This is a genomic window from Actinophytocola sp., assembly GCF_035634895.1.
In the GTDB taxonomy this organism is placed as follows: domain Bacteria; phylum Actinomycetota; class Actinomycetes; order Mycobacteriales; family Pseudonocardiaceae; genus Actinophytocola.
Genome location: NZ_DASQCC010000156.1, coordinates 1 through 20,254 on the forward strand (window position 1 = coordinate 1; position 20,254 = coordinate 20,254).

19 protein-coding genes and 1 pseudogene are annotated in these 20,254 nt (G+C 70.0%); 19 read left to right on the forward strand and 1 reads right to left on the reverse strand.

All coding sequences use genetic code 11. The annotated features are described in order from the left end of the window. The 3 genes and pseudogenes from VET29_RS23505 to VET29_RS23515 form a co-directional block, all read left to right on the forward strand. Positions 1–316, forward strand: a pseudogene (locus tag VET29_RS23505) (succinate--CoA ligase subunit alpha); the annotation flags it as partial. Positions 317–475: 159 nt separating this feature from the next. Continuing rightward, on the forward strand, positions 476–1,174 hold the full coding sequence (locus VET29_RS23510; protein WP_324924064.1) for a DUF5336 domain-containing protein: 699 nt from the start codon (positions 476–478) through the stop codon (positions 1,172–1,174). A gap of 135 nt (positions 1,175–1,309) precedes the next feature. Next, entirely contained in the window at positions 1,310–2,749 is a 1,440-nt protein-coding gene (locus VET29_RS23515; protein ID WP_324924066.1) for a DUF6350 family protein, read from the forward strand. On the opposite strand, the gene VET29_RS23520 is transcribed toward VET29_RS23515, so the two are convergent. After that, entirely contained in the window at positions 2,739–3,527 is a 789-nt protein-coding gene (locus VET29_RS23520; RefSeq protein ID WP_324924098.1) for an aminoglycoside phosphotransferase family protein, read from the reverse strand. The two genes, VET29_RS23515 and VET29_RS23520, sit on opposite strands and share 11 nt — an antisense overlap. Before the next feature lie 209 nt (positions 3,528–3,736). Between VET29_RS23520 and purN the strand changes: the two genes are divergently transcribed. The 16 genes from purN to VET29_RS23600 all read left to right on the forward strand — a co-directional run bounded on the left by purN (position 3,737) and on the right by VET29_RS23600 (position 20,108). Continuing rightward, positions 3,737–4,387, forward strand: coding sequence for a phosphoribosylglycinamide formyltransferase (gene purN / locus VET29_RS23525; RefSeq protein ID WP_324924068.1), 651 nt, complete (start codon positions 3,737–3,739; stop codon positions 4,385–4,387). Next, on the forward strand, positions 4,384–5,946 hold the full coding sequence (gene purH / locus VET29_RS23530; protein WP_324924070.1) for a bifunctional phosphoribosylaminoimidazolecarboxamide formyltransferase/IMP cyclohydrolase: 1,563 nt from the start codon (positions 4,384–4,386) through the stop codon (positions 5,944–5,946). The genes purN and purH overlap by 4 nt, the downstream gene beginning before the upstream one ends. Positions 5,947–6,280: 334 nt before the next feature. Next, the gene (locus tag VET29_RS23535; RefSeq protein WP_324924072.1) at positions 6,281–7,297 is read left to right on the forward strand and encodes an ABC transporter ATP-binding protein; all 1,017 of its coding nucleotides are present in this window, start codon (positions 6,281–6,283) and stop codon (positions 7,295–7,297) included. After that, positions 7,294–8,079 carry an ABC transporter permease gene (locus VET29_RS23540; protein ID WP_324924074.1) on the forward strand — a complete coding sequence of 262 codons (786 nt, stop codon included), beginning with the start codon at positions 7,294–7,296 and terminating at the stop codon, positions 8,077–8,079. Before VET29_RS23535 ends, VET29_RS23540 begins: the two co-directional genes overlap by 4 nt. A 2-nt stretch (positions 8,080–8,081) precedes the next feature. Further along, positions 8,082–8,948 carry an ABC transporter permease gene (locus VET29_RS23545; protein WP_324924100.1) on the forward strand — a complete coding sequence of 289 codons (867 nt, stop codon included), beginning with the start codon at positions 8,082–8,084 and terminating at the stop codon, positions 8,946–8,948. A gap of 115 nt (positions 8,949–9,063) precedes the next feature. Next, complete coding sequence (locus tag VET29_RS23550; protein WP_324924076.1) at positions 9,064–10,308, forward strand: MCE family protein; 1,245 nt, start codon at positions 9,064–9,066, stop codon at positions 10,306–10,308. A gap of 61 nt (positions 10,309–10,369) precedes the next feature. Continuing rightward, complete coding sequence (locus VET29_RS23555; RefSeq protein WP_324924078.1) at positions 10,370–11,377, forward strand: MlaD family protein; 1,008 nt, start codon at positions 10,370–10,372, stop codon at positions 11,375–11,377. Between the two features lie 31 nt (positions 11,378–11,408). Continuing rightward, positions 11,409–12,410, forward strand: coding sequence for an MCE family protein (locus VET29_RS23560; RefSeq protein WP_324924080.1), 1,002 nt, complete (start codon positions 11,409–11,411; stop codon positions 12,408–12,410). After that, on the forward strand, positions 12,407–13,450 hold the full coding sequence (locus VET29_RS23565) for an MCE family protein (protein ID WP_324924082.1): 1,044 nt from the start codon (positions 12,407–12,409) through the stop codon (positions 13,448–13,450). Before VET29_RS23560 ends, VET29_RS23565 begins: the two co-directional genes overlap by 4 nt. Then, positions 13,447–14,472 carry an MCE family protein gene (locus VET29_RS23570; protein WP_324924084.1) on the forward strand — a complete coding sequence of 342 codons (1,026 nt, stop codon included), beginning with the start codon at positions 13,447–13,449 and terminating at the stop codon, positions 14,470–14,472. The genes VET29_RS23565 and VET29_RS23570 overlap by 4 nt, the downstream gene beginning before the upstream one ends. Continuing rightward, positions 14,472–15,683, forward strand: a complete 1,212-nt coding sequence (locus VET29_RS23575) for an MlaD family protein (protein ID WP_324924086.1) — start codon at positions 14,472–14,474, stop codon at positions 15,681–15,683. The genes VET29_RS23570 and VET29_RS23575 overlap by 1 nt, the downstream gene beginning before the upstream one ends. Next, positions 15,668–16,168 (forward strand): hypothetical protein, encoded by a 501-nt coding sequence (locus tag VET29_RS23580; RefSeq protein ID WP_324924088.1) that lies wholly within the window; start codon positions 15,668–15,670, stop codon positions 16,166–16,168. The genes VET29_RS23575 and VET29_RS23580 overlap by 16 nt, the downstream gene beginning before the upstream one ends. Then, positions 16,165–16,875 (forward strand): hypothetical protein, encoded by a 711-nt coding sequence (locus tag VET29_RS23585; protein WP_324924090.1) that lies wholly within the window; start codon positions 16,165–16,167, stop codon positions 16,873–16,875. The genes VET29_RS23580 and VET29_RS23585 overlap by 4 nt, the downstream gene beginning before the upstream one ends. A 152-nt stretch (positions 16,876–17,027) precedes the next feature. Further along, positions 17,028–17,639, forward strand: a complete 612-nt coding sequence (locus VET29_RS23590; protein ID WP_324924092.1) for a hypothetical protein — start codon at positions 17,028–17,030, stop codon at positions 17,637–17,639. Positions 17,640–17,728: 89 nt separating this feature from the next. Then, a complete protein-coding gene (locus VET29_RS23595) occupies positions 17,729–19,102 on the forward strand; it encodes a DUF6801 domain-containing protein (protein ID WP_324924094.1) in 1,374 nt (457 codons plus the stop codon). 91 nt (positions 19,103–19,193) lie between these two features. After that, positions 19,194–20,108, forward strand: coding sequence for a hypothetical protein (locus tag VET29_RS23600; protein WP_324924096.1), 915 nt, complete (start codon positions 19,194–19,196; stop codon positions 20,106–20,108). The last annotated feature ends 146 nt before the right edge of the window (positions 20,109–20,254 follow it).

A 20,254-nucleotide genomic window follows, 5' to 3' on the forward strand; every position in this document is an offset into this window, starting at 1 on the left:
CATCGACGCGCTGGCCGCGTTCGAGGCCGACCCGCAGACCGAGTTGATCGTCATGATCGGCGAGATCGGCGGCGATGCCGAGGAGCGGGCCGCGGCGTACATCCAGCAGCACGTCACGAAGCCGGTCGTCGGCTACGTCGCCGGCTTCACCGCGCCGGAGGGCAAGACCATGGGCCACGCCGGCGCCATCGTCTCCGGCTCCTCGGGCACGGCCGCCGCCAAGAAGGAAGCACTGGAGGCGGCGGGGGTCAAGGTCGGCAAGACGCCGTCCGAGACGGCCGCGCTGGCCCGCCAGCTCGTCGCCGCGAACGCCTGACCAGAGCGAGTCACCAGGCCGTGGGGTCGGTCGTGTACCGTCCGGCCCCACGATGGTCCGGTTTTCGGGGGAACCACTTCGTGGCTGTGACCGTCGGAAGGTCAGGAATCGAAGTATGTCCGTACCTATCGCGTCGATTGAGCTGAGGAGAGCAACGCGATGACCTTCCCAGGCGGGGCTCCGGGTGGATACCCGGGCCAAGGGCCGCAGCAACAACCACCCTTCCCCGGCCCCGGCCCCAGCTACGGGCCGCCCCCGGGCGGTGGGACGAAGCTCGGCCTGCCCACGATCGCGCACCTCGCGGTGGCCGGTCTCGGCCTGCTCAACTTCTTCCTCGGTTTCGCCGACGTCGCCGACGTGCCCGAAGGCTACGGCGGCAACGTGAGCTTCTTCGGCAACGGGAGCGTCATCCCGGGGCTGTTCCTGCTCGCCGGCCTGTTCTCGCTTCCGGCGATCCTGCCCGGCGAGCACAAGAAGCCGGGCATCGCCGCACCCGCGTTCGCGGTCACCGGCATGCTCACGATCCTGTTCCTCTCGTTCACGACCGACGGTGACCTCGGTGTCGGCGCGATCCTGTTGATGATCTTCGGCATCCTGCAGGGCCTCGCCGCGGTCGGCGCGTACCTGCTCGACGAGGGCGTGATCAAGATGCCGCCGCCGAACCCGTACGGCCACGTGCCGCCCGGTGGGCATTTCCCGCCGTCCGGCCAGTTCCCGGCCCCGCCGCCGCCGCAGCAGCAGCCGGGTCAGTTCGGTGCGCCGCCCGGACAGCAGACGACGTTCGCGCCGCAGCAGGGCCAGTTCGGCCAGCCGCCGCAGCCGGGCACCCCGCCGGGTGGCTACCCGCAGCAGGGCTGAGCCCGACAAAAACCCGTTCGAAGGGCCCTTCCTCAACTGGAGGAAGGGCCCTTCGACGTATTCGTTCACCTGATCCGGTGGAGACCGGCGTGCCTTCGCGTCCTGTCGCGATGTCCACATGCGACATTGGCGTGCATGGCCTCCGACCTCGACGGATTCGCTGAGCCGGACGCTGAGCCCGCGCCGGCCGCCGATCTCGAGGACAGCCCACCCGACGGCACCGAGCCCGACCCGGAGTCCGAGGAGGACACGGTCCAGGCCGAAGGGGGTATGGCCGAGTCCGAGGCCACCGCGGAGTCGGAACCAGAACCGGAACTGGAGCCACCAGAACCAGAACCGGAACCGGAGCCACCAGAACCGGAACTGGAGCCCGTGCCGGCGCTGGCCAGGTTCCGTGCGCTCGGCGCACTCGCGCTCGGCCCCCTCTTCACCGGCTATCTCGGGATCGCCACGCTGCTCGCGCTCGTCACCGGCATCGCCGGCAACGCACGGTTCACCACCGGCGGCGTGCTCAACGCCGCGCTGCCCGGTTGGCTCGCCGCCCACCAGGTGCCCATCGAGATCGTCGGGCGGGAGCTGGGCATCCTGCCGCTGCTGCCGACCGTCGGCGTCGGCCTGCTCACCGCGGGGGCCGCCAGCCGCGCGGCCGCGCGGCTCGGCCTGCGCCGGCCGGGACAGGCCGGGGTCGTCATCGGCACGGCCGCCGCCGCGCACTGCGTCGCCGGGCTGGTCGTCGCACTCATGATCGATGCCCAGGTCGCCGCCGTCGTCTCCCCGACGCTCGTGGCCGCGATCGCCGCGACGGCCGGCGTGACCCGGCGCTGCGGACTGCTCGACGCCCTGACCAACCGGACCGGCACCGTCGTGGTCGCGGGCCTGCGGGCCGGGGCGTTCGCGGTCGTGCTGCTCCTGACGGCCGGCGGCGCGGTGCTGACGTTCGGGCTGCTCACGTCCCTCCCTGTCGCCGGGGGCCTCTTCCCGAAGGGTGCCGGCAACGCGGCCGGCATGCTGCTGCTGTCGGTCGGCTACGTGCCGAACGCGATGGTCGCCGCGACGTCGTTCCTCGCCGGCCCCGGCTTCTCGCTGGGGACGTTCACGGTCGCACCGCTGGAGTTCCGCGGCGGGTCGCTGCCCGAGATGCCGCTGCTCGCCGCGCTGCCGGAGCACCGGGCGATGTGGTGGCCGGTGCTGTTCGTGCTGCCGCTGATCGTCGGCATCGTGGTGGGCCGGCGGCTGCGGGACGTCGACGAGGACCCGGTGGCCCGGCTGCGTGCGGTGGCGGTGGCGAGCGCCGTGGTCGCGGCGTGCTTCGTCGTGCTGGCCGCCACGGCGGGTGGCCGGCTCGGGCGCGGCGCGCTCGACCCGGTCAGCATGCGTCCGCTCGCGCTGTCCATCGCGTTGGCGCTGTGGACGGCCGTGCCCGGCGCGCTCGTCGTGTGGTTCGGCGGCCCCCGGCCGGCCACCGAGCCGATGCCGGGCCTGATCGACGCCTACGACGCCTACGACGCCTACGACGACTATGACCACTACGAGGACGAGCCGGTCGAGGACGCCGCCGAGCTGGCTAGGGACTAGCCAGCCCGCGGATGTCCTCGGCGATCCCGGGCAGCGGCCCGGTGTTGCCGATGTCCGCGAACCAGTCCCACAGCTCCAACGCGTGGTAGAGCCGGTACAGCTCGATCCGGGCGAGCGCGTCCGCCGGCAGCGACCCGTATCCCGCCAGCAACCCGTCGACCTTCTCCGGCGACCGCGTCAGGTCGTACTGGATCGTCTTGGCCAGGTCCATCAGCGGATCGGCCGCGACCGCGTTCTCGACGTCCACGAGACCCGTGACCCGCCAGCCGTCTTCACCCGCCGCGACCAGGACGTTCCGTTCGTGTAGGTCGTTGTGGCACAACACCGGTCCCGCGCACGACCCGAACAGGTCGGCCCGCGCCGCGACCCGCGCCGTGGCCAGTCGGTGGATCTCCGGGTCCCCGCCGCGCTCGGCGAACTCCGCGAGCTTCATCGCGAACCGCCCGCTCATGTAGGCGGTGTTGTCCGGCGCCGGGTCGAGCACCTCGGTCGTGAGGTAGCCGAACGCGGGCTGCGCGATCCGGTGCACGACCGCCTGCAGCGCGCCGAGCTGCCGGTACAGGTCCCACATCCGCTCGGCCGGCGCCGACGCCAGCGGCTCGCCCGGCACCCGCGTCATGACCGTGACGCCGTGCTCCCGGTCGACCTCCTCGACCCTCGGCACCCCCGGCACGTGCGCGAGCAGCGCGTAGACGTACGCCTCCTTGGCCTGCTTCCACCACGACTCGCCGGTGTACCGCTTGACGACCAGCGAGCCGGGCAGCATGTACACGGCCATGCTCACGAACCGGAACCTAGAGCGACCGGTACCTGCCGGGCCACCGGTTATTCGGGGTGATCACCCGTTGCCTAAGCTGCGGGTATGTCGAGGTCCTGGAGCCAGCACGGGAGCGGGGTGAAGGAGCGCCCGCCGGACTGACCGGGGAACGGGCTCGGGAACGAACAACGAGCGTCGAGCCCGCGACGACGGAAGGAGGCGGCCCGCGGATGAACGGAGCGACCCATGCGACACAGGACGAGTCAGTCTCGGTGAGACCTGGTCTCCCGGCCAGGGTGGTCGTCCTGGTCTCCGGTTCCGGCACGCTGCTGCAGGCGGTGCTCGACGCGGCCGACCTGCCCGTCCGGGTGGTCGCCGTCGGCGCGGACCGTGGCGGTATCGCGGGTCTGGCACGGGCCGAGCGGGCGGGCGTGCCGACGTTCGTGACGCGGCTGAAAGACCACGCGGACCGGGCGGCGTGGGACCGCGCGCTGACCAGGGCCGTCGGTGCTTACGAGCCGGATCTGGTCGTGTCGGCCGGGTTCATGAAGATTCTCGGCCCGGAGTTCCTCGAGACGTTCGGTGGGCGGGTGCTCAACACGCACCCCGCGCTGCTGCCCGCCTTCCCGGGCGCGCACGCGGTCGCCGACGCCCTCGCGTACGGCGTACGGGTCACGGGCTGCACGGTGCACCTCGTCGACGCGGGCGTGGACACCGGGCCGATCGTCGCGCAGGAGGCGGTGAGCGTCGAGCCCGGCGAGGACGTCGACGCGCTGCACGAGCGCATCAAGGTTGTCGAGCGTCGGCTGTTGGTCGACGTGATCGCATTGCTGACCCGGCAGGGGTACACGGTGCACGGACGAAAGGTGAGCATCCCGTGACTGACGAGCGGCGCCCGGTTCGCCGGGCCCTCATCGGGGTTTCGGACAAGGCGGGTCTGCTGGAGCTGGCGACCGGCCTGCACGCGGCCGGCGTGGAGATCGTGTCGACCGGTGGTACGGCTCGTGTCATCGCGGACGCCGGCGTGCCGGTGACGCCGGTCGAGCAGGTGACCGGGTTCCCGGAGTCGCTGGACGGGCGGGTGAAGACGCTGCACCCACGCGTGCACGCCGGCCTGCTGGCCGACATGCGCAACCCTTCGCACGTGTCGCAGCTGTCGGACCTGGGCATCGAGCCGTTCGACCTGCTGGTGGTGAACCTGTACCCGTTCGCGCGGACGGTCGCCTCCGGCGCGGCGCCGGACGAGTGCGTCGAGCAGATCGACATCGGCGGCCCGGCGATGGTCCGCGCGGCGGCGAAGAACCACGCGAGCGTCGCGGTGGTCGTGGACCCGGCGCGTTACGACTGGGTGCTGGACTCGGTGCGGGACGGCGGTTTCACGCTCGCCGACCGGCGCGGTCTCGCCGCCGACGCGTACCGGCACACGGCGTCGTACGACATCGCGGTGGCGTCGTGGATGGGCTCGGTGCTGGCGCCCGAGCCGGAGACGGTGTTCCCGTCCTGGGTGGGCGCGAGCTGGCAGCGGCGGAACGTGCTGCGGTACGGCGAGAACCCGCACCAGAAGGCCGCGCTCTACGTGTCGGGCCACGGGCCTGGTGGTCTGGCCACCGCGGAACAGTTGCACGGCAAGGAGATGTCGTACAACAACTACCTCGACTCGGACGCGGCGTGGCGTGCGGCGTACGACCACGAGCTGCCGTGCGTCGCGATCATCAAGCACAACAACCCGTGCGGCATCGCCGTGTCCGGCTCGGACGTGGCCGACGCGCACCGCAAGGCACACGCGTGCGACCCCGTGTCGGCGTACGGCGGGGTGATCGCGGTGAACCGCGAGGTGTCGGTGGAGATGGCCGAGCAGGTGGCGGAGGTGTTCACCGAGGTCATCGTCGCCCCGTCCTACGCCGACGGCGCCGTGGACGTGCTGGCACGCAAGAAGAACATCCGCATCCTGATCGCGCCGGAGCCCTCCCGCGGCGGCGCGGAGTTCCGTGCGGTGTCTGGCGGGTTGCTGATGCAGCAGTCCGACATCATCGACGCCCCCGGCGACGACCCGGCCAAGTGGACCCTGGCGACCGGTGCTCCGGTCGACGACGAGGTGCTGGCGGACCTCGCCTTCGCGTGGCGCGCCTGCCGCGCGACCAAGTCGAACGCGATCGTCCTGGCCTCGGGCGGCGCGACGGTCGGCGTCGGCATGGGCCAGGTCAACCGGGTCGACGCCGCGCGGCTGGCGGTGGCGCGTGCTGGCGACCGCGCGGCCGGGTCGGTCGCGGCGTCGGACGCGTTCTTCCCATTCCCGGACGGCCCGGAGTTGCTGATGGAGGCAGGCATCCGCGCGATCGTCCAACCAGGCGGCTCGGTCCGCGACGCGGAGGTCATCGCAGCCGCGGAGGCAGCCGGCGTCCCGGTCTACCTGACCGGCACCCGCCACTTCGCCCACTGACTCCGCGAGTCCCGCGTTCAAACACCGCGAGTCCCGCGTTCAAGCAGTGCGAGTTGTGGTTTCGTGCATACGCCGTCTGCACGAAACCGCAACTCGGTATGGGTGAACGCGGGACTCGGTATGGGTGAACGCGGGACTCGCGGTGGGGCCGTTTTGTGTACCGGAATGGGCTGAACGGCGTAATGTGGGCGATTTTGCTCAATGGGTGACAAATTCTTGTGTCCGCATTGTCACGGGGGTTAGAAAAAGCGGATCAATCTTGCTGGGTGAGACGTGGCTCGTTAGCGTACTCGCCAGTAGTTAGCGCGGCCTTGACAACCAACGGAGGTGCGTCTTGGGGGTCGAGGTCGTGGTGGAGAACCTCTCCAAGTCGTTCGGGCGGCAGAGGATCTGGCACGACGTCACGCTCACCCTCCCGGCAGGCGAGGTCAGTGTCATGCTCGGCCCATCGGGTACCGGGAAATCCGTTTTTCTCAAATGCCTGATCGGGCTGTTGAAGCCGAACACCGGGCGCATCGTCATCAACGGCGTTGACCTGGTGCGTTGTTCCGAACATCAACTCTATGAGACCCGCAAGCTGTTCGGCGTCCTCTTTCAGGACGGTGCGCTGTTCGGCTCGATGAACCTGTATGACAACATCGCGTTCCCGCTTCGGGAGCACACCAGGAAAAGCGAACGCGAGATCAGGGACATCGTGCTGGGGAAGATGGACATGGTCGGACTCTCGGGAGCCGAGAACAAGCTCCCCGGCGAGATCTCCGGCGGCATGCGCAAGCGTGCCGGCCTCGCCCGCGCACTGGTCCTCGACCCGCAGATCATCCTCGTCGACGAGCCGGACTCCGGGCTGGACCCGGTCCGCACGTCGTACATCTCCCAGCTGCTCATCGACCTCAACGCGCAGGTCGACGCGACGATCCTGATCGTGTCGCACAACATCAACCTCGCGCGGACCGTGCCGGACAACATCGGCATGCTGTTCCGCCGCGAGCTGGTCATGTTCGGCCCCCGCGAGGTCCTGCTCACCAGCGAGGAGCCGGCCGTCAAGCAGTTCCTCAACGGCTCGCGCATCGGCCCGATCGGCATGTCCGAGGAGAAGGACGACGCCACGATGGCCATGGAGCAGGCGCACGCCGCCGCCGGCCACCACGACGGCTCGACCGAGGACGTCCGCGGCGTCGTGCCGCAGCTCCAGCCGACGCCGGGGCTGCCGTACCGCGATGCCGTGCGCCGCCGCAAGGACCGCGTCATGCGGATCGTGCACACCCTGCCGCCCGCCGCGCGGCGCGGCATCCTCTCCAGTCTGGACGCCGACGACCGGCAGAGATACCAAATCGGGGCGCCAGGCAGATGAGCACGAGGCAAGGCTTCCCCGGCGCCGCGGCCCTGCGGCAGACCGGCCGGCTCTACGCGCTGGGACTGGACGTCATCCGCTGCACGTTCAAGCGCCCCTTCCAGTTCCGCGAGTTCGTCGGCCAGTTCTGGTTCATCGCCAGCGTCTCGCTGTTACCCGCGGCGCTCGTGTCGATCCCGTTCGGCGCGGTCATCGCACTGCACCTCGGGTCGCTGACCCAGCAGATCGGCGCGCAGTCGTTCACCGGCGCGGCCAGCGTCCTCGCGATCATCCAGCAGGCCAGCCCGGTCGTGACGGCCCTGCTCATCGCCGGCGCGGGCGGCAGCGCCATGTGCGCGGACCTCGGCTCCCGCACCATCCGCGAGGAGATCGACGCGATGGAGGTGCTGGGCGTCAACCCCGTCCAGCGGCTCATCGTGCCGCGGGTGCTCGCCGCGATGGGGGTCGCCGCCTTCCTCAACGGGCTCGTGTCCGTGGTCGGCGTGCTCGGCGGGTACTTCTTCAACGTGGTCATGCAGGGCGGCACGCCCGGCGCGTACCTGGCGAGCTTCTCCGCGCTGGCGCAGCTGCCGGACCTGTGGATCTCCGAGATCAAGGCGGTGATCTTCGGCTTCGTCGCCGGGGTCGTCGCCTCCTACCGCGGCCTCAACCCCGGCCGCGGCCCGAAGGGTGTCGGCGACGCGGTCAACCAGTCCGTGGTGATCACGTTCCTGCTGCTGTTCCTGCTGAACCTGATCCTGACGACGCTGTACCTGCAGCTCGTGCCGCCGAAGGGGGCGTGAGAATGGCGCTCCTGTCCGAAGAGACCCAAAGACCCAAGGCGGACAACCGTTTCATCGCCGCGGTCGACCGCAGGTTCACCTTCCTCGACATCCTCGGCGACCAGATCTTCTTCTTCCTGAAGGCGATCGCCTGGATCCCGCGCGCGATCCGCCGCTACGGCAAGGAGATCATGCGCCTGATCGCCGAGGTCAGCTTCGGCTCCGGCGCGCTGGCGGTCATCGGCGGCACCATCGGCGTGATGGTCGGCATGACCGCGTTCACCGGCGTCGTCGTCGGCCTGCAGGGTTACTCGGCCCTCAACCAGGTCGGCACGTCCGCGCTCGCCGGGTTCATCTCCGCCTACTTCAACACCCGTGAGATCGCGCCGCTGGTCGCCGGCATCGCGCTGTCCGCGACCGTCGGCTGCGGCTTCACCGCACAGCTCGGCGCCATGCGGATCTCCGAGGAGATCGACGCGCTCGAGGTCATGGGCGTGCCGAGCATCCCGTACCTGGTGACGACGCGGATCATCGCCGGGTTCCTCGCGATCATCCCGCTGTACGCGATCGGCCTGCTGACCTCCTACATCGCGTCGAGGCAGATCACGATCTGGTTCTTCGGCCAGTCCGCGGGGACCTACGACCACTACTTCCACCTGTTCCTACCGCCGATCGACGTCCTCTACTCGTTCGGCAAGGTCCTGGTGTTCAGCGTGGTCGTGGTGCTGGCCCACTGCTACTACGGCTTCCGCGCCACCGGCGGCCCGGCCGGCGTGGGGGTCGCGGTCGGCCGGTCGGTGCGCACGTCCCTGGTCGCGGTCAACATGATCGACCTGTTCCTGAGCCTCGCGCTGTGGGGCGCCACCACGACGGTGCAGGTGGCCGGATGAGCGGAGCTTGCGGAGCGAATCATCGATACCCAGGACGCCGTCGCGCCCGCGGAGGGCGCCGGTGTAGCGGAGCCTGCGGAGCGTTCCGGCGCCACGGAGCGGGCGAGGCGGCGTCATGAGGTTCAAAGTACTCAGGCGGTCCGCGGGTGTCGTGTTCCTGCTGGTGATGGCTCTGCTCGGGTGGCTTGCCATCCAGGTGTACGACCAGGAGTTCTCCGACGACGTGCCGGTCACGCTCCGGACGGACCGGATCGGCAACCAGCTCAACAAGGCCTCCGAGGTCAAGGCGCGTGGCGTGGTCGTTGGCACGGTGCGTGCGGTGAACCCGGGCCAGGACGGCGCGACCATCGAGCTGGCCATGAAGCCGGACATGCTGTCCCGCATCCCGAGGGACGTGACCGCGCTGCTGGTGCCGAAGACGCTCTTCGGCGAGCGGTACGTCCAACTGTCCATTCCGGACGGTTCCACGAAGGACCCGATCAGGGCCGGGGACACCATCCGGCAGGACCGGTCGAAGAACGCGATCGAGCTGGAGAAGGTGTTCGACGACCTGCTGCCGGTGCTCAAGGCCGTGCAGCCCCATAAGCTCGCGACCACGCTCACCGCGATCTCCACCGCGCTGGAGGGCCGGGGCGAGCGGATCGGCGACACCATGGCCGCCACCGGCGCGTACCTGCACGACTTCAACCCGCAGCTGCCGGCGCTGACCGAGGACCTGCGGAAGCTCGCGCAGGTCAGCAGGCTGTACGGGGACATCGCGCCGGACCTGCTCGACTCGCTCACCGACTCGTCGGTCACCCTCAACACCGTCGCCGACGAGCGGGTCCAGCTCACCGACCTGTACGCCGACGTCACCCGCTCGGCCCAGGACGTCACGTTGTTCCTGCGCAACAACAAGGACAACCTCATCATGCTCGCCCACTCCAGCAGGGGACCGCTGGAGGCCGCGGCCGAATACTCGCCCAGCTTTCCCTGCACCCTCAAGGCGTTGACGGACCTCAAGCCGTCGGTCGACAAGATGCTCGGCGCCGGCACCGACGAGCCCGGGCTGCACGCCAACCTCCTCGCCGCCCCGGATCCCGGCAAGTACGAGCCGGGCCGGGACGACCCGGTGTACGACCAGGACACCGGCCCGCGGTGCTACCCGAGCGGCGTCGCGCCGACCCGGGGGGTGACCGCCGTGCCCACCGGCAGCGAGGGCCACCCGCTGCTGACCGGCGGCGATCTCGGCCTGCCGAACTCCCCGCAGGAGCAGGAGCTCATCGCGACCCTGCTGGCACCGTCGGTCGGCGACGTGCCGGCGTGGGGCAGCGTCCTCGTCGGCCCGCTCTACCGCGGCACGGAGGTGGAGCTGCGATGAGTGGACCTCGTGGAGTGAATGATCAGCACGCAGGTCGCCACGGAGTGGGCGAGGTGGCGTCATGAGAAAGCTCGCCGGGCCGCTCATCAAGGGCCTCGTCTTCGTGCTGGTCACGGGGTTCGCGACGGCCGTGCTCGCGGTGTCGATCGCCAACACGAACGTCGGCGACACGCTCAGCTACTCGGCCAAGTTCACCGACGTCACCTCGCTCAATCCGGGCGACGACGTGCGCATCCGCGGCGTGCGGGTCGGTCAGGTCGACGAACTGTCCGTCGTGGACAAGAACCTGGCACTGGTCAGGTTCTCCGTGGACAGGTCGATGCCGCTGCCGGCCGACGTGACCGCGACCATCAAGTACCGCAACATGGTCGGCCAACGCTACATCGCGCTGGACCGCGGCGAGCGGCTGTCCAACGACCTGCTGCCGGCGGACGCGCAGATCCCGCTCGACCGCACGCGTCCCGCGCTCGACCTGACCGACCTGTTCAACGGCTTCAGGCCGCTGTTCCAGGCGCTGTCGCCGAAGGACGTCAACAACCTGTCCGGCGAGATCATCCAGGTGCTGCAGGGCGAGGGCGGCACGGTCGACAGCCTGTTGCAGCACACCGGCTCGCTGACCAGCACGCTCGCCGACCGCGACCAGGTGATCGGCCAGGTGATCGACAACCTCAACTCCGTGCTGGGCAACATCAACGGCCAGGGCGACGCACTGTCCACCTTGGTCTCCACGTTGCAGCAGCTGGTGTCCGGCCTCGCCGGCGACCGCACCGCCATCGGCGACGCGATCCAGGGCATGGCCTACCTGACGAGCGCGACCGCCAGCCTGCTCGACCAGGCCCGCCAGCCGCTCAAGGACAGCATCTCCGGCCTCGGCATGCTGGCGTCGAACCTGGTCGCCGGCAGCGCGGAGCTGGAGCAGTTCCTGGTCGCCACCCCGGAGAAGTTCGATGCGATCGCCCGCACCGCGTCGTACGGCTCGTGGCTGAACTTCTACCTGTGCGAGGAGACCGTCGTCGGCTACCCGGGGCAGGCGTACGAGAACGACGATCCGAGGTGCGAGTCCCGATGAGCGGAGCTTGCGGAGCGGGCGAGGAGGTGCCGTGAAGTCGTTCAGGGAGCGGAATCCGGTGCCCATCGGGATCATCGGCACCGTCGTGCTGGTCGGGATCGCCGCGCTCGTCTACTTCTGGGGTGACCTCCCGGGCATCAGCGGCACCACCTACCAGGCCGAGTTCTCCGAGGCGGCCGGGCTGCGGGCGGACGACGAGGTGCGGGTCGCGGGCGTCAAGGTCGGCACCGTCAAGGACGTCGAGCTGGACGCCGCCCACGACTACGGCCGCGTGCTGGTCACCTTCCGCGTCGACGACGCGTGGATCGGCGACCACACCACCGCCGCCATCAAGATCAAGACGTTGCTGGGCCGCAAGTTCCTCGCCCTGCACCCGACCGGCGACGACGAGCAGGACCCCGGCGACCCCATCGGACTCGACCGCACGGCCACCCCGTACGACGTGACGCAGGCGTTCCAGGGGCTCGCGAACACGGTCGGCGACATCGACACCGCCCAGCTGGCCGACAGCTTCCGCACGATCTCCGACACGTTCGCCGACTCGCCGGAGCACGTCCGGACCGCGCTGGACGGGCTGTCCGCGCTGTCGGTGACCATCTCCTCGCGGGACAGCCAGCTCGCCGAACTGCTCGCCAACACCAGGCAGATCACCACGACGCTGGCCGGCACGAACAGCGAGTTCGCCAAGCTCCTCGACGACGGCAAGCTCCTGCTGACCGAGCTGAACAACCGCCGCGAGGCCATCCACGACCTGCTCACCGGCACCAGCGACCTGGCCCGTCAGCTGTCGGGTCTCGTCGCCGACAACGAGCGGCAGCTCGGGCCGGCGCTCGCGCAGCTCGACCAGGTGACCGACATCCTCACCAGGTACGGCGACAAGCTGGACCGCAGCCTCAAACTCGCGGGCCCGTACTTCCGCGTGCTCAACAACATCACGGGCAGCGGCGAGTGGATCGACACCTACGTCTGCGGCCTGATCCCGGACAACCGCGAGCCCTGCACGCCGCGGCGGCCGCCGGGGAGGACGAAGTGAACGAGACCCGGGCCCGCCGCCGTCTCGGCCGCGCCGTCGCGATCGTCCTGGTGCTGGGCGTCGTCACGGCGGGGGCGCTGTGGTGGATCTTCGGCGGCGACGACCAGAAGCGGGTCACCGCCTACTTCTCGCGTGCGGTCGGCGTCTACCCGGGCTCGGACGTACAGGTGCTCGGCGTGAAGGTCGGCGCGGTCGAGTCGGTGACCCCGCGCGGGAACCGGGTCGAGGTCGTGTTCACCGTGGACCCGCGGCTGCCGATCGCGCCGGACACCAAGGCGGTCGTGATCGCGCCGAGCGTGGTCTCCGACCGGTACGTGCAGCTCACCGACCTGAACAGGGGCGGACCGGTGATCAGGGACGGGGCCGTCATCCCCGAGTCCCGCACCGCGACCCCGGTCGAGCTGGACGAGCTGTACGCGAGCCTCAACACGATCGTCACGGCACTCGGGCCCGAGGGCGCCAACGCCGACGGCGCGTTGTCCGACCTGCTGGACACCGGCGCCGCGAACCTGAACGGCAACGGCAAGGCGTTCAACGACAGCGTGCGCAACTTCGCCGACGCGGCACGGACCCTGACCGGCTCGGCGGACGACCTGTTCGGCACCATCGACGAGCTGCAGAAGTTCACCGGCATGCTGGCCACCAACGACAAGCAGGTCTACTCGGTCAACCAGCAGCTCGCGGCCGTGTCGCAGACGCTCGCGGCCGACCGCGACGACCTGACCACCGCGCTCGCCACCCTCGCGGACGCGCTGGCCGGCATCCAGGACTTCATCAAGAAGAACCGCCTCGCCATCAAGTCCAATGTGGACAAGCTGGCGCGGACGACCCAGCAGCTGGTGGACAACCGGGCGTCGCTCGCCGAGGCGCTGGACGTCGTGCCGCTCGCGGCCACCAACATCGTGCGGTCCTACGACCCGACGACCGGCATGCTGGCCGGCCGGGGCCTGCTGCTCGAGTACTTCCCCGACCCGGCGGGCGCGCCGGCCATGCCCGTGCCGATCACCGACGGCGTGCCGCTGGACGGTGGTGGGCGATGAGGAAGCTCGCGGCGGCCATCGCGGCGGTTCTCGTGTTCGGCGCCGGCTGCACGTCCACCGGCGTGAACGGCATCTACGACCTGCCGCTGCCCGGCGGCGCGGACCTCGGCGACCATCCGTACCGGGTCACCGTCGAGTTCGCCGACGTGCTCGACCTGGTGCCGCAGGCCGCGGTGAAGGTCAACGACGTGGTGGTCGGCCGGGTCGAGACGATCAGGCTCGGCGGCGCGGACCACTGGACGCCGCGGGTCGTGGTGGCCGTCAACGGCGACGTGAAGCTGCCCGCGGCCGCGACCGCCAGCCTGCGCCAGTCCAGCCTCCTCGGCGAGAAGTTCGTCGAGCTCGCGGCGCCGCGGGGCAGCGACAGCTCGCGCCCGCTGCGGGACGGCGCGGTGATCACCGCCGACCGCACCAACCGGCACACCGAGGTCGAGGAGGTGTTCGGCGCGCTCTCGCTGCTGCTCAACGGCGGTGGCATCGGCCAGCTCCGCACGATCAGCCAGGAGCTGACCAGCGCGCTGTCCGGCAACGAGCCGGAGATCAGGGCGTTCCTCGCGAACGTGGACGAGCTGGTGACCAACCTGGACGCACACCGCGGCGACATCACCACCGCGCTCGACGGGCTGAACAAACTGTCCGCCACGCTCGCCGGCCGCAACGACCAGATCAGGGGCGCGCTCACCGACCTCACGCCGGGCCTGCAGTCGCTGGCCGAACAGCGCACCGCGCTCGTCACCATGCTCCAGTCGCTGGACACGCTGTCCGACGTCGCCGTGGACACGATCAACAAGAGCCGCACGGACATGGTCGCGGACCTGGAGGCGCTCGCGCCGATCCTCGACCAGCTCGCGGCGGCGGGCCAGGACCTGCCGCAGGCGCTGGAGATCCTGCCGACGTTCCCGTTCACCGACGAGCTGCTGGCGGCGAAGAAGGGCGACTACATCAACATCTTCGTCACGGTCAAGCCGGACCCGAACTTCAAGGCGCCGCTGCCGCCGCTGCCGATCCCCGGGGGTGGCTGATGCTCACCAGGACGGTTCGGTGGCAGGTGCTCGCGTTCGTCGTGATCGCGCTGGCCGCGGTCGCGTTCGTCGGCGCCAACTACGCGGGCCTCGGCCGGCTCATGGGCGGCGGCACGTACACCGTCCGGCTGGAGCTCTCCGACGGCGGCGGGCTGTTCACCAACGGCGAGGTCACCTACCGCGGTGTCGCGGTCGGCCGGGTCGGCGACATGCGGTTGACCGACAACGGGATGGAGGCCGACCTCCTCGTCGACGACTCGGCGCCGCCCATCCCGGTGGACACGAAGGCCGTGGTGGCCAACAGGTCCGCGATCGGCGAGCAGTTCGTGGACCTCCAGCCGCGCGGCGACGGCGGGCCGTTCCTCGCGGACGGCTCGGTGATCCGCCGCGAGCAGACCTCCACGCCGATGCCGGTCACCACGCTGCTGTCGAACCTGAGCGCGCTCAACGAGTCCGTGCCGACCGAGTCGCTGCGGGTGGTGGTCGACGAGCTGTACACGGCCCTGAACGACACCGGTCCGAGCCTGCAGGTGCTGCTCGACTCGACCATGTCGTTCACCGACCAGGCCGCGAACCACCTGCCGCAGACCACGATGCTGATCACCGACGGGTCGAAGGTGCTCCAGACACAGCTGGACTCCTCGTCGGCGTGGCGCGAGTTCTCCAGCAACGCCAAGCTGTTCGCGCACGAGCTGGCCAGCGCGGACGGCGACCTGCGCCAGCTGATCGGCGCGGCGCCGCAGGCCGCGACCCAGCTGTCGCAGCTGCTGTCGGACACCAACCCGGGCCTGCCCGTGCTGGTCGCGAACCTGACGACGACCGCGCAGATCTTCGAGTCGCGGATCGGCGGCCTTCGGCAGCTGTTCGTGAACCTGCCGAAGGCGGTGGCCGCGGCGTCGACGTCGATCACGCCGGAGGGCGCGAACCTGTCGATCGTACTGAACTTCTGGAACCCGCCGCCGTGCGTGACCGGCTACAACACGCCGTACCGGCAGGGCGAGGACGCCTCCTACCTGCCGTTCGCGACGAACAGCGCCTGCACGCTGCCCCACGGCGACGAGCGCCTGGTGCGTGGCTCCCAGAACGCGCCGAAGGGCGGCGTGCCCGACCCGGTGATGCCCGGTGGCGGGGCGCGGCTGCCCGGCCCGCTCGGCGCGCCCGACCTGCCGCTGGCGTCCACTGTGGAGGAGTTGCTGTGGCTCGAGAAGTGAAGGTGATGCTCGGCGTCGTGGTCGCCGCGCTCGTGTTCGCCGGCTGGGCCGGCTGGACCTGGCTGCAGGCCGGCGACGACTCGATCGCGTACGCCAATGCGCGGGACGAGGTCCTCTCGGTCGCCAGGACGCAGGTCGCCACACTGACCACGCTGGACGCGCACGACGTCGACGGCGGCATCGACAAGTGGCTCGCCGTGTCCACCGGCGGGCTGCGCGATGAGCTGTCCGCGACCGACGCGAAGACCAGGAAGACCCTGTCCGACCAGGGCACGGTCGCCACCGGCCGGGTTCTGGACGCGGCGGTGAGCGAGCTGGACACCCGCTCCGGCACCGCGAAGCTCCTGGTGTCGGTGGAGATCTCGACCGCGAAGGCCGGCTCGCCGCCGGTCGCCAAACGCAACCGGTTCGTGGCCGGCATGTCCCGTGTGGACGATGGGTGGAAGCTGTCCGCTCTCGACCAGGTTCCGTTGGGGGCGCAATGACCGCCAAGCTCGACCGCGACCTCGACGAGGACCTGGACGAGGACCTGGACGAGGACCTGGACGACGACCTCGCTGAAGACCTGGATGACGACATCGAGGAAGCGGACATCGAGGAGGACGTCGAGGACGGCGCCGGGGAGTCCGGCGTCGAGGACGACCCGCCCGACGACGGCGACGAACCGCCGGCGCGCGGCCGGTTCCTCGGCCCACGCCGGATCTCGGTCGCGCTCGGCGTTGTGGCCGCGCTGCTCGTCGGCACGGGCGCCTGGGCGTTGTTCGCGGCGGCCGGCCTGCGTGACTCGCCGGCGGCACGCAACAGCGCGCTGGTCGACACCGGCCGCACGGCCGAGGTCAGCGCCGCGGTCACCAGCGCGCTCAACCAGATCTTCTCGTACTCCTACGACAAGACCGACGTGACCGACAAGGCCGCGAAGCAGGTGCTCCGCGGCGATGCCCTGACCACCTACGACAAGCTCTTCGCCGAGGTCCGGGCCAAGGCGCCGGAGCAGAAGCTCGTGCTCACCACCCGGGTCGTCTACTCGGCGGTGCGGTCGCTGGAGGGCGAACGGGCGCAGCTGTTCGTGTTCCTCGACCAGTCGGCCACCCGGGTCGACACGAACACGACGTCCGCGGCCGCCGCGCAACTCTCGATTACCGCGAAACGGGAAGGTGGACGCTGGGTGATAACGGACATGGTGCCGCGTTAGCTTTTATCCGGACATGACAACTACACAGGTTGTGTTTAGCGTGGCCCGATGAATCGGGGAAATATTTGTTGTGGCCACTGTTACTCGCAGGTAACATAATTTTTCGGGGCAACAGAACGCCCGAAAATTAGTCGGGAGAAAGGAACGATCGCATGCGAGCACGATTCATTGGTGCCTTAGCCACGGGTGCGGCTCTGATCGTGTCGGCGGCCGTCACGGGGACCGCCTCGGCGGAACCGGCGACGTGGACCGTCAGTCCGGGCGGTGCCTTCCACGGGACCGCCGGCGAGACACTCCTCGAGGTTCAGGAGTCCGGCATCCAGCTGTCCTGTGCCTCGTCGAGCGTGGACGGGACGGCGGCCAGCGGCTCCGGCCTGGCGAACCCGCTCGCGACGATCCCGGAGTCGCCCGGCATCCAGTTCATCGACTGCTCCGGCCCGTTCGGCCTCACGTTCGAGGTCGCCCAGGTCGGTGACTGGGTACTGAACGGCGTCTCCTACGACGGCAGCGACGTCACCACCGGCACGATCGACAACATCAACGCCGACATCATCGGCCCGGGCTGCAACGCGACCGCCAGCGGCTCGGTGAACGCGACGTACACCAACAGCACCAGCGATCTCGAGGTGCTGCCGGACTTCACCCTGGAGATCAGCTTCGTCGACCCGGACAACAACTGCCTGGGCCTGATCAACGAGGGTGAGCACGCCAACTTCGCCGGCGTGTACGACATCGCTCCGGGCCTGACCGTCACCAGCCCGTAGTTTCTCGACCGGTCTCGTCCGGCCGGCCCGCGCGGGCCGGCCGGACGGCTCCACACGAAAGGCATGACATGGGCGGCCGGGTTCGACGGGTGGCCACGGTCGGCGCGCTGGCCACCGCCGGCGTCGTCGTGGCGCTGACCGGTCCCGGCGCGGCCGGCGCGCAGGAGGACACACGCAAGGTCGACGTCGACGTGGCCTACGAGTGCGCGCGCCCGACGGACCGGACCTGGCCGGTCACGCTGCACGTGACCGCCACCCTCCCCGCCACCGGCAAGGCCGGCGAGCAGCTCCGGCCGACCGACGTGGCGCTCGCGCTGAGCGTGCCGCCCGAGGCGCTCGCCCAGCTGTCCTCGGCCGGTGCGACCACGGCCACCGCGTCGGTGAGGCTGACCACCAGCGTCGTCCAGGGCGCCACCGCGGCGACCGCGACCTGGGGCGCCACGCAGGACGAGAAGGTGCCGCTGGCGGCCGACGTGCCGACCGTGTTCACCGGCGCCAGCCAGCCCGAACCGGTCACCGTGGGCGCGGGCGGCGACGTCTCCTTCACCGCGGCCGACCTGACCGCCACCCTCACCGGCTGGACCGCGGACGGCGCCGCGACCGAGCCCCCGAACGTGGACCTCTCGTGCGTCCCCGACGGCGACGCGGCGCTGGCCGCCGTGCGAGTGTCCGATGTGGACGCACCCTCGGCCGAGGTGCCGCCGGGCGTCAAGGTGGGCACGCCGGACGGCCCGTCGGCCAACGCGCTCGCCGACGTGCCGAAGGACTGCCACCACATCGACCCGGCGCCCGGGGCGACCAGGCCGCAGGACTACTGCGCGAACCTGGGCGGCTACACGAACGTCTCGCGGCTCGGCGTGTCGATGCTGCAGCCGCCGGGCCTGGTCAACATCAACGCCGGGTCGTTCACGCGGCCCTGCGACGGCATCGCGCAGAAGAACTGCTCCGAGAACGCCGTGTTGCCGAACCTGGGCGGCCAGTCCGTGCTCCCGGTCGCGACCGGGACGTTCTTCACCTTCGGCGTCATCCCGACGACCGGGTCCATGCAGCTCGTCCAGAAGGATCCCGGCCACGTGCACATCTGGTTCCAGGGCTCGGCCGGCGAGGTGACGGCGAAGCTCAAGGTGAAGGTCCACCTCATCGACGCCACCGTCAACATCAGCAAGGACGGCAAGGGCGTCGCGCTGCCCCTTGGCCCCGACTGCGAGACCGCGGAACCGATCGACGTGACGCTCACGGCGACGCCGGCCACCTACAGCATCACCAACGGCGGCGTGCTGACCGGCTGGATCAAGATCCCCCCGTTCAGCGGATGCGGTGCGCACGAGGATCTCGACTCGTTCATCACCCAACTCATTTCCACCGAAAAACCCGTCAACTTCGTGAAGATGACGCAGGGCAAGGTCTGTTCCCTCGGCAATGGCGTCAACTGCCCGCCGCCGGTCCCGGTTCCTCAGCGTTGAACAATTCCGCCACCCGTTTCACCTGATCCCGAAATCAGCCGCCGATCCCCGGTCCTGAATCTTTTGGAACAATTCTCGTGAGAGGTGTCGTATGCGAAGAACTGTTTTTGCGATCATCGCGGTAGTGGCCGCGTTCCTCGCGCTCGTCACGCCCGCCTCGGCGACCACGCTCGCGGGTGCCTGGGCTCCGCTGAACCGCTGCCCGGTCGACGATCCCGCCATGCTCGCCGCGGACGGGACCACCGTGGCCGCGCTGTGCCTGTCGTCCAGCGCCCAGACCGGGACGTTCACGATCGGCTCGACCACGCTCACGACCGGCGCGACCGACCTACAGCTGGGCGTGCTGAACCGGGGCGGGACGTACTCGACCGTCGCACCCGCGTCCGGCGCGATCGTCGGCGACCCCGTCGACATCCCCGGCGGGCTGCTCGGCCTGATGTGCCCGAGCAACCTCCCGCTGGTCTCGGCGATCTGCCTCCAGCTGGCGAACAACCCGCTGAACCGGGTGACCGCCACCATCCAGTCCGCGGGCGCGCCGACGGACTTCAACCTCGCCGCCGGCACCGGCACCGGCACGCCGATCCTCACGCTGCCGGTGAAGATCAAGCTCGACAACCCGTTCCTCGGCGGGAGTTGCTACATCGGCTCCAACTCGAACCCGATCGTGCTGAAGCCGGCCAACCTGACCAGGCCGACCGCGAGCGTCGTGCGCTTCAACCCCGACGGCACGCCGAGCACGACCGGCCAGCAGGGCTACCTGTCGCTGGGCGGCGCCAACCAGGGCGACAGCACCTTCGCGGTGCCGAAGTCCAACGGCTGCGGCCTGCTGGGCATCCTGTCCGGCGCGGTGGACCTCAAGCAGGGCCTGCCGTCCCCGGCCGGTGAGAACAGCCTGGTCCTCAACACCCCGGTGACGAACCTGGGCGGCTTCCAGACCCCGCGCAGCTTCTCCCCGACCGAGGGCCAGCAGCTCGCCACCCGCTGGCACGCGGCGGTGGTCGGCTAGTGTCCCGCGCCGGAGATCAGGCAACTAATTCGGCGGCCCAGCTTCCTGCTGGCGGCGTTGCCGGTTCGCCCAGGTACGACCCAGTACGAGGGCGAACCGGCGTCTTGCCAGCAGAAACCTGGATCCACCGACTTGATCACCGCATT

Bases quoted from the DNA above. Each gene is read 5' to 3' on its own strand.
- VET29_RS23540 (WP_324924074.1), top strand. From the start codon at position 7,294: ATGAGCACGAGGCAAGGCTTCCCCGGCGCCGCGGCCCTGCGGCAGACC.
- VET29_RS23510 (WP_324924064.1), top strand. From the start codon at position 476: ATGACCTTCCCAGGCGGGGCTCCGGGTGGATACCCGGGCCAAGGGCCG.
- VET29_RS23545 (WP_324924100.1), top strand. From the start codon at position 8,082: ATGGCGCTCCTGTCCGAAGAGACCCAAAGACCCAAGGCGGACAACCGT.
- VET29_RS23520 (WP_324924098.1), bottom strand. From the start codon at position 3,527: ATGGCCGTGTACATGCTGCCCGGCTCGCTGGTCGTCAAGCGGTACACC.
- VET29_RS23590 (WP_324924092.1), top strand. From the start codon at position 17,028: ATGCGAGCACGATTCATTGGTGCCTTAGCCACGGGTGCGGCTCTGATC.
- VET29_RS23555 (WP_324924078.1), top strand. From the start codon at position 10,370: ATGAGAAAGCTCGCCGGGCCGCTCATCAAGGGCCTCGTCTTCGTGCTG.
- VET29_RS23585 (WP_324924090.1), top strand. From the start codon at position 16,165: ATGACCGCCAAGCTCGACCGCGACCTCGACGAGGACCTGGACGAGGAC.
- VET29_RS23600 (WP_324924096.1), top strand. From the start codon at position 19,194: ATGCGAAGAACTGTTTTTGCGATCATCGCGGTAGTGGCCGCGTTCCTC.
- purN (WP_324924068.1), top strand. From the start codon at position 3,737: ATGAACGGAGCGACCCATGCGACACAGGACGAGTCAGTCTCGGTGAGA.
- VET29_RS23515 (WP_324924066.1), top strand. From the start codon at position 1,310: ATGGCCTCCGACCTCGACGGATTCGCTGAGCCGGACGCTGAGCCCGCG.
- VET29_RS23570 (WP_324924084.1), top strand. From the start codon at position 13,447: ATGAGGAAGCTCGCGGCGGCCATCGCGGCGGTTCTCGTGTTCGGCGCC.
- VET29_RS23575 (WP_324924086.1), top strand. From the start codon at position 14,472: ATGCTCACCAGGACGGTTCGGTGGCAGGTGCTCGCGTTCGTCGTGATC.
- VET29_RS23550 (WP_324924076.1), top strand. From the start codon at position 9,064: ATGAGGTTCAAAGTACTCAGGCGGTCCGCGGGTGTCGTGTTCCTGCTG.